General features: G+C 34.6%; 4 protein-coding genes and 2 pseudogenes. All 6 read left to right on the forward strand.

The window, feature by feature from the left end; all coding sequences use genetic code 11:
- Window positions 1-88: 88 nt before the first annotated feature.
- A pseudogene (locus tag M2R48_RS21455) lies at window positions 89-995 on the forward strand (IS5 family transposase).
- Window positions 996-1154: 159 nt separating this feature from the next.
- On the forward strand, window positions 1155-2012 hold the full coding sequence (bla, locus tag M2R48_RS21460; RefSeq protein ID WP_262087658.1) for a class A beta-lactamase: 858 nt from the start codon (window positions 1155-1157) through the stop codon (window positions 2010-2012).
- Window positions 2013-2839: 827 nt separating this feature from the next.
- Window positions 2840-4000, forward strand: a complete 1161-nt coding sequence (locus M2R48_RS21465; protein WP_262087660.1) for an OmpP1/FadL family transporter — start codon at window positions 2840-2842, stop codon at window positions 3998-4000.
- 31 nt (window positions 4001-4031) lie between these two features.
- Entirely contained in the window at window positions 4032-4754 is a 723-nt protein-coding gene (locus M2R48_RS21470; protein WP_262087661.1) for an alpha/beta fold hydrolase, read from the forward strand.
- A 307-nt stretch (window positions 4755-5061) separates the two neighbouring features.
- Window positions 5062-6007: pseudogene (locus M2R48_RS21475) on the forward strand (IS5 family transposase).
- Window positions 6008-6413: 406 nt separating this feature from the next.
- A partial coding sequence (locus M2R48_RS21480; protein ID WP_262087663.1) for an ESPR-type extended signal peptide-containing protein occupies window positions 6414-7151 on the forward strand: 738 nt, incomplete at its 3' end.

The following is a 7151-nucleotide window of genomic DNA, read 5'->3' on the forward strand; positions in this document are numbered from 1 at the left end:
GCATCTTTTTATTCCCTTTATATACCCATGTATCATAATCCATGGGTGTTTTTTTATATAAAAATCAATTTATTAATATAATCTCAGGGTGGGTAAAACTATACCTAAAACCTATCATAAAGCAAATTGGTTTTCTTATAATTGAGCCTTTATAAATAGTGGGAAAACTCGATTTGGTTTAATTCGACTATATAATGCTATGCACAGTTACACCTTAAACAAGGGAGATACCAACTTTATTCTGATAAAGCTATTCAACGCTGCCTAATGATCAAATCTCTATTTCGACTTTCTTTGCGTATGGTCACAAGCTTTTTTCAGCGTCTCATTAGAATCTGAGGCTTAGATTGGATAGCTCCAGATTACTCACCCCTTTGTACAAGATAAAAGTATATTGATATTACAATTAACTATCAGGAAAAGCAGTGGTGGACTACATCTATTCATGGACTCAAGTGGCGTTAATTTTTTAGGTGAAGGTAAATGCAAACGCAGGAAATATCAGCCTAAATATCGTCGTCAATGGCGTTGCATATAGGTAAAAATAATAAACCCTGCAATTATGGGCTGTACGTACAGTTGACTACGAACAATGTCTGTGGCTCGGAAGTACTATGGGAATTCACTTGTTTAATTTCCTTTGGATGAACAGATAGATTCTCTTTATACCACAGAAGAATATTTTCAGATCGAGATTCATATGTATTCATTCCACCTTGTAAAAATGAGAAAGCTTGGAAGATTAAAACTCTGAGTGCTATAAAGAGAAATGAATTATTTGAAACTGTCAGACACTTAGGTAGAGTAATTTGGAAAATTGGCCTGAGTGTCATTGCCGAAGCTTGGTAGAAACCAAGATGCATTGCATCAAATTATTGGACGGTAAACTATATGTAAGGAATTTTCAAAGTCAAGTCAATAAGATTGATGCTCGTATATCAGCCCTAATTAAATCCACTGTATTAGGTCACCCTTACATCCAAGTTGTTATTTAAACCTGAATGAATCAAAGTAATTATAATTTTTAAATATTTGTGTAACAAAACTGTATACAATTAGTAACTAAAACATTAGATTTACTTAATAATCTAATTTTACGAGTATGATTCGTTGCATTAATTGGATTTAAGTTTTTATTATATATTGGATGAAATATGAAATTGCTTTTGAAGTCATCAATGGCTATTATTTTTTTTGGTTCTTTGCAGTCAGTGACGATGGCAACTACTCTTGAAGAGCAGATTAAAACACTATCAAAAAATGGCTGGCAGGTTGGTGTATCAATTTTAGATATGGATGATAAATTGATTTCTATCAATGGAGATAACCGCTTCCCATTAGACAGCACAGTAAAAGCGCTTGCTTGTGCTAATATATTAGCTAAAGTTGATGCTAAAAAATTTAATTTAGATTACTCAAAAACAATTAGACAAAAAGACATTGTTACATATTCGCCGATAGTCAAAGATTATGTAAATAAAAAACTAACTATAAAGCAAGCTTGTGAAATTACAACCGCATATAGTGATAATGCAGCAGCAAACTTTGCTATAGAACTAGGTGGTGGGCCTATTGGTCTAACCTCATTTATGCGTTCAATTGGTGATGAGGTAACAAGATCAGATAGATATGAACCAGATCTTGTGATTAATCCCGAAAGTGATATCAGAGATACAACAAGTCCCAATGCGATCAATGCCAGTATGAAAAAGTTATTGATGGGTAATGTGTTATCTAAAAACTCAAAAGTACAATTAAAAGAATGGATGATGGGAAATAAAGTTGCAGACAATATGTTAAGAGCTACTTTACCTAAAGGATGGGAAATTGCAGATCGTACTGGAGCAAGTGATTATGGCATTAGAGGCTTAATTTCAATGGTATGGTCAGAAACTCATGCGCCAGTTTTTATTAGTATTTATGTGCGAAAAGCAGATACATCTCTAGATGAACGTTCAGAGGTTATTAAACTATTAAGTGAAAATATTGTAAAAGAGTATCTAATAAAATAATACTAGTTGGATATTTAGCCCTCAAATAGGTTGACACTTATTTCATAAAATGCTCGATGAGTTTCATCGGGCATTTTAATTTAGTTCCATGTATGGCCTACGGATATTTAGCAACCATTTGTTAAGTCTCTTGAATATGCCATTTACTCATTCTGTCAGAACATTTTGCTATCAGGTACATGTCTTGCAAGCTATAATTTTTATAACCATATCTTGAGTCACAAAAAATATAACTGAATTGACAGTAATTAGATTTTAAATAGACTTCTTTCATAAATCACTTTTACTCAGCTCTAAATTAAAAATATCAGCTATAATATTGAATTTTAATCCTATTTTTTAATCTATTTCGATAACACTCTGTAATGATCTTCAATTTGCCTAATGAATGCTCAAACCCTATTAGTTATTAATTAATTTTTCGATTATAAGTATTAAGTAAAGGATCCAATTCACAACGCTTTTAACACTGGATGATAATATGGATTATAATTATTTTGATGGATTATTATAAAATATTTATTTAATTTACATTATGAAATTTTGAAGAAGAAGGTTTTTAGTACTCTAAACCCCATTTTTTAAACATAAACCCTGGCTTATATTATTTAATTTTTTACAAACTATATATAAAAAAATTAAATAATATAATGAATACAGTGGTTTATGTGGTTGGCTAAATTAAAAAATTCTTCTAAAGTATATTTTTATACTTATTGCTGACTAGATAGTATGTTTTAATGAATATATATTATAAAAAAGTTGCTAGATTAAATAATCAATATTTGTTAAATGATTTAACAAAATTTTAAATAAGGATTTTTAAAATGCTAAGTAAAATAAACTTTATTCTATTGTTTGGTTGTATGCCCCTCTATGCTCAGGCATTTAATGGTGTGTATCTGACTGGGTCAGGGCAGGTTTCAAGTGGGATGGGAGGTATAAGTCTTGCGCAAGGAATGGACAGAACTTCTATTCATGATAACCCCGCTAATCTTTCCTATCAAAATAATGGGGTGGATGCTCAAATTTCATTATTAAATATCCGTTCTAGGGCAACGTTTTTAAATCAGGCTGAAGAATTTAAATCTGATAAATTAATCTCTATTCCAAGCCTTGCAATTATTAAACATTTTGATGATCGCTTAAGCTTTGGTTTAAGTCTGACTGGTGCTGGCGCTGCAGTTGATTATGATAAGCCTGCAATTAATGGCTTTCCTACCGATAAAGCCAAAGATAATTTAGCTATTGTAAAAGCAAGTCCTACAGTTTCTTATAAAGTTTTACCGAATTTAAGTATAGGTGCCAATTTAGATATTGGTGTTGAACAATTTCGTGCAAAAGGTGTACTCGCTGGTATGGATACCCAAGGCACCCCCATGTTTTTAGATAGCCACGGTAATCATTGGGCTTATGGCATTGGCGGTAGCCTTGGAGTCACTTGGGAATTTCAGCCTAACTGGTGGTTAGGAGCATCATATATAAGTGAAATGCGCTTTTCCAAGCTTAAAGAATATAAAGATGATTTGTTGGCGAGTAGCCAAGGTAGAATTAATTTGCCGGAACGTTATGGGTTTGGGATCAACCACAAATTTAATTCTCAAGTTACTTTGGCAGCAGATTTATTACGGATTAATTGGCAAGATGCTGATGGATTGGGTGAAAAGGGATCATTTAACTGGCAAAATCAAAATGTCTACCGCATAGGTCTAGACTATAAGTTTAGCCCTAAAGATCACATTCGCTTCGGGTTTAGCCATGCTGATGTTGTGGTTGATTCACAAGATACTCTCGTGAATTTTTACGCTAATGCTATCGCAAATAATGCATGGACTATCGGTTATGGGCGTGATTTCGGTTTCGCGACACTCAATCTCGCCTATGAATATGCGGTAAACAAAAAAATAATTGGCTCAGATAATAGCTCAGGAACCAATTTAAGCAATCAAAACCATGTTTTCTCACTCGGATTTTCTAAAGATTTTTAACAAAGATCAACATAATTTAAGGATGATCAAAATGACAACTTTTGTACTTGTTCATGGCTCTTGGCATGATGGATCGCTCTGGACACCTGTTGTAACATATTTACGTGCACAAAACATGATCGTGCACTGTCCAACTATTGCAGGACATGGCACAAACGCAAATCGTGATGTAAATCACGCTCAAAGTACTCAGTCAATTGTGGATTACATTGTGAAGAATGATCTAAAGAATATCGTTCTCCTTGGTCACAGTTATGGAGGAACAATTATTTCGAAAGTCGCAGAATTTATTCCAGAACGAATCAAACGACTAATTTATTGGAATGCTTTTGTTTTGCAAGATGGAGAAAACATGTTTGATAACATGCCCGAAGCATATTTTGAATTATTTACAAGCCTCGCAAAAGCATCTGGAGATAACACAGTATTACTGCCTTATGAAGTTTGGCGTACTAATTTTATTAATGATGCAGATGAACAACTAGCACAGGAAACATACAAAATGCTGACACCTGAACCGTGTCAGCCATTTCATGATCGTCTAGATCTAAAAAAGTTTTATCAGCTCAATATTCCAAAATCTTACCTTAACTGTACTGAAGATCAGGCTTTGCCTTCAGGTGCTTGGCATCCTAAAATGTCAAGCCGTTTAGGTCAGTTCAAATTGGTTGAAATGGGGGGAAGCCATGAAGCAATGTTCACACGACCTGAAGAGTTGGCAAATAAAATCATCGAAGCCAGTCTGGATAGCTAGAAAGTTGATATAAACTTCAGCTATTTTATAAAATCGTTATGATTTATTTACAAGTTTGAATAAACTATTTTCTAGCAATGGGTTCATTTGTATGAGGAAACGAATGTAACCCAGCATATAATTTGAGTATTTGAAAAATTAGCTCAACTAATCTTTTCATTGACTGGTTCTAATGCTGCTGTGTAGCTTGTTTAGGTAAAGTTACTATCAAATTTATATATACTCCTTGTAAAACCCTAAAATAAGTGACCTCTAATGGACTTTGTTGCACAACCCTATCTGAAACATTAAACAATATAATTCTTAGATGAATAAGCCTACACCCAAAATTTATCGAACGACCAATTGGTTGTGTTACAACCAAGCTTTAATAAGTCGTGGAAACATAACCATTTAGTTTGATTCCAACACACAGTGGTATGCCGAATCAAAAGTCAAACAGGGACGGAGTCAAATCTACTCAGATACAGTGATTCAATGCTGGCCAATGATGAAAGCATTATTTCGCTTAACTCTACGAATGACTATAGGATTTGTTCAAAGTCTCGTTCGTCTTTGTCGATTAGACTGTGGCAGCACTAGATTATTCCACCATTTGTGCAAGACAAAAGCATATTAATATCGCAATTAGTTATCAAAAAGTAGGGGAGAGCTTCCTTACGCAACATACTGCTCATTGTTGATTTTATTGGTTTGAAATTATTAGGTGAAGATCAAAGGAAACGTAAGAAACATTAGCCTGAATACCTTTACAATGGCGTAAATTACATATTGATATCGATGCTGATGAAACTCTGTAAATACGAGCAGTTCAGCTCACGACTAATAATTTGAGTGATTCACAAGTGCTTGGCGATCTATTGAATCAAATTCTAAAAGATGAAGAAATGGTTCTGTATATACAGATGGAGTTTATGACTAAAAAGACTATCGGCTGGTGATTTCAGACAGGCAGTTATATGTGGCAATTTCATTAAGAAAGAATGCGAAGCCTTGGAAAGACATTAAGCGTTGTTCGCTAGAACGCAATGTGCTACTTCGGGCGGTCAAGTATTTAGGCAGGTCAATATGGAAAATGTTAAGGCTACTACCAAAGAAGTTTAGTTGAAACAAGGATGCGCTGCATCAAATCACTAGGCGAGAAACTGAGTACAATAAACTTTGAAAGTCAGGCCAATGAAATTCATGCGAGTATGAAACTATTGAATAATTTTACCAAATTAGGTAGATCTCATACCCAAGTTATGCCTTAAATTTGAGTTACTCAGGAGAAGAATTAATTTTTAAATTATTGTGAAATAAAGTAGACGTTATATAGAGTTTTTTTTCATTGGTTGTAATTTATTGATTTAATTCATTAAAATAATATTTTTAACTGACTATAATGAACAGTTGATATACAATCAACCACACCTATTTTTGTGATGCAATCTACACTCTTGGTTAAAAAATGTAAACAGTTAATATTTTTTCAAGTATAAAAAGCTTATCACCTTTTTTAAATTAAAACGAATTTGATCAAATAACAAGCAATAAAGATAGGTTTAGTAATAATTTTTAGAAAATATGTAAAAAAACAGGCAGTTGATTGTATATCAACTGCCTGTTTTTTTACAGCCTAGTAAGCAATCTTTTAATCATTTGTATGGTGGGTGTGATATGAACAGAATATATAAAGTAATTTGGAATGCTACTTTACTAGCATGGGTTGCAGTTTCTGAATTAGCAAAAGGGAAGACAAAATCTTCAAAAGTTACAGGAATTATTGGGGCAGCAACAGTTAGTTTGATGATCACTTTTTCATCCGATGCTATTGCAGTTGTTGTAAGCGGAGATACTTCGTGTGTAGGTGGTAGTACTACGACTGTTGGCACTATAAATCCTGGAGCAACTGTTGCGCCAACGGATGGTTCAGGAACGTATTCTTTGGTTGTTGGTTGTAGTGCTAAAGGCAATAGTCTTAATAGTGCAACTGCACTTGGAAGCTTTGCAGAAATTACGGGGGTAGCAGGAACGGCAGTTGGTAATAATAGCAAAGCCAGCGCTTTTGGTACGGCTGTTGGTGTGGAGAGTCGAGCAACAGGAGTAGGCAGTACTGCACTTGGCGAAGGCAGCCAGTCAACAGGACAAAATGCTGTAGCATTGGGTGGAACGGCTACTGGTTCTGCTTTAGGAAATGTTTTATCCGTTGCAAATGCGGTTACTGCTTCTGGTAGTGGTGCTGTGGCTATTGGTGGTAATGCTGTTAAAGGTGCGCAGTCTGCTGGAACGGATGCTATTGCAATAGGTGCGCAGTCTACTGTTTCCGCGGCTGGAACAGGTGGAGTGGCTTTGGGTGCAAGAACCAATGCACTTGCGAGTGGAGCAGTTGCTATAGGTGATGGGGCTAATGCATCT

The sequence above is a fragment of the Acinetobacter sp. I-MWF genome (assembly GCF_025433935.1).
GTDB lineage: Bacteria > Pseudomonadota > Gammaproteobacteria > Pseudomonadales > Moraxellaceae > Acinetobacter > Acinetobacter guillouiae.

Coding starts and splice junctions, on each gene's coding strand:
- bla (WP_262087658.1), top strand. CDS start 1,155: ATGAAATTGCTTTTGAAGTCATCAATGGCTATTATTTTTTTTGGTTCT.
- M2R48_RS21465 (WP_262087660.1), top strand. CDS start 2,840: ATGCTAAGTAAAATAAACTTTATTCTATTGTTTGGTTGTATGCCCCTC.
- M2R48_RS21470 (WP_262087661.1), top strand. CDS start 4,032: ATGACAACTTTTGTACTTGTTCATGGCTCTTGGCATGATGGATCGCTC.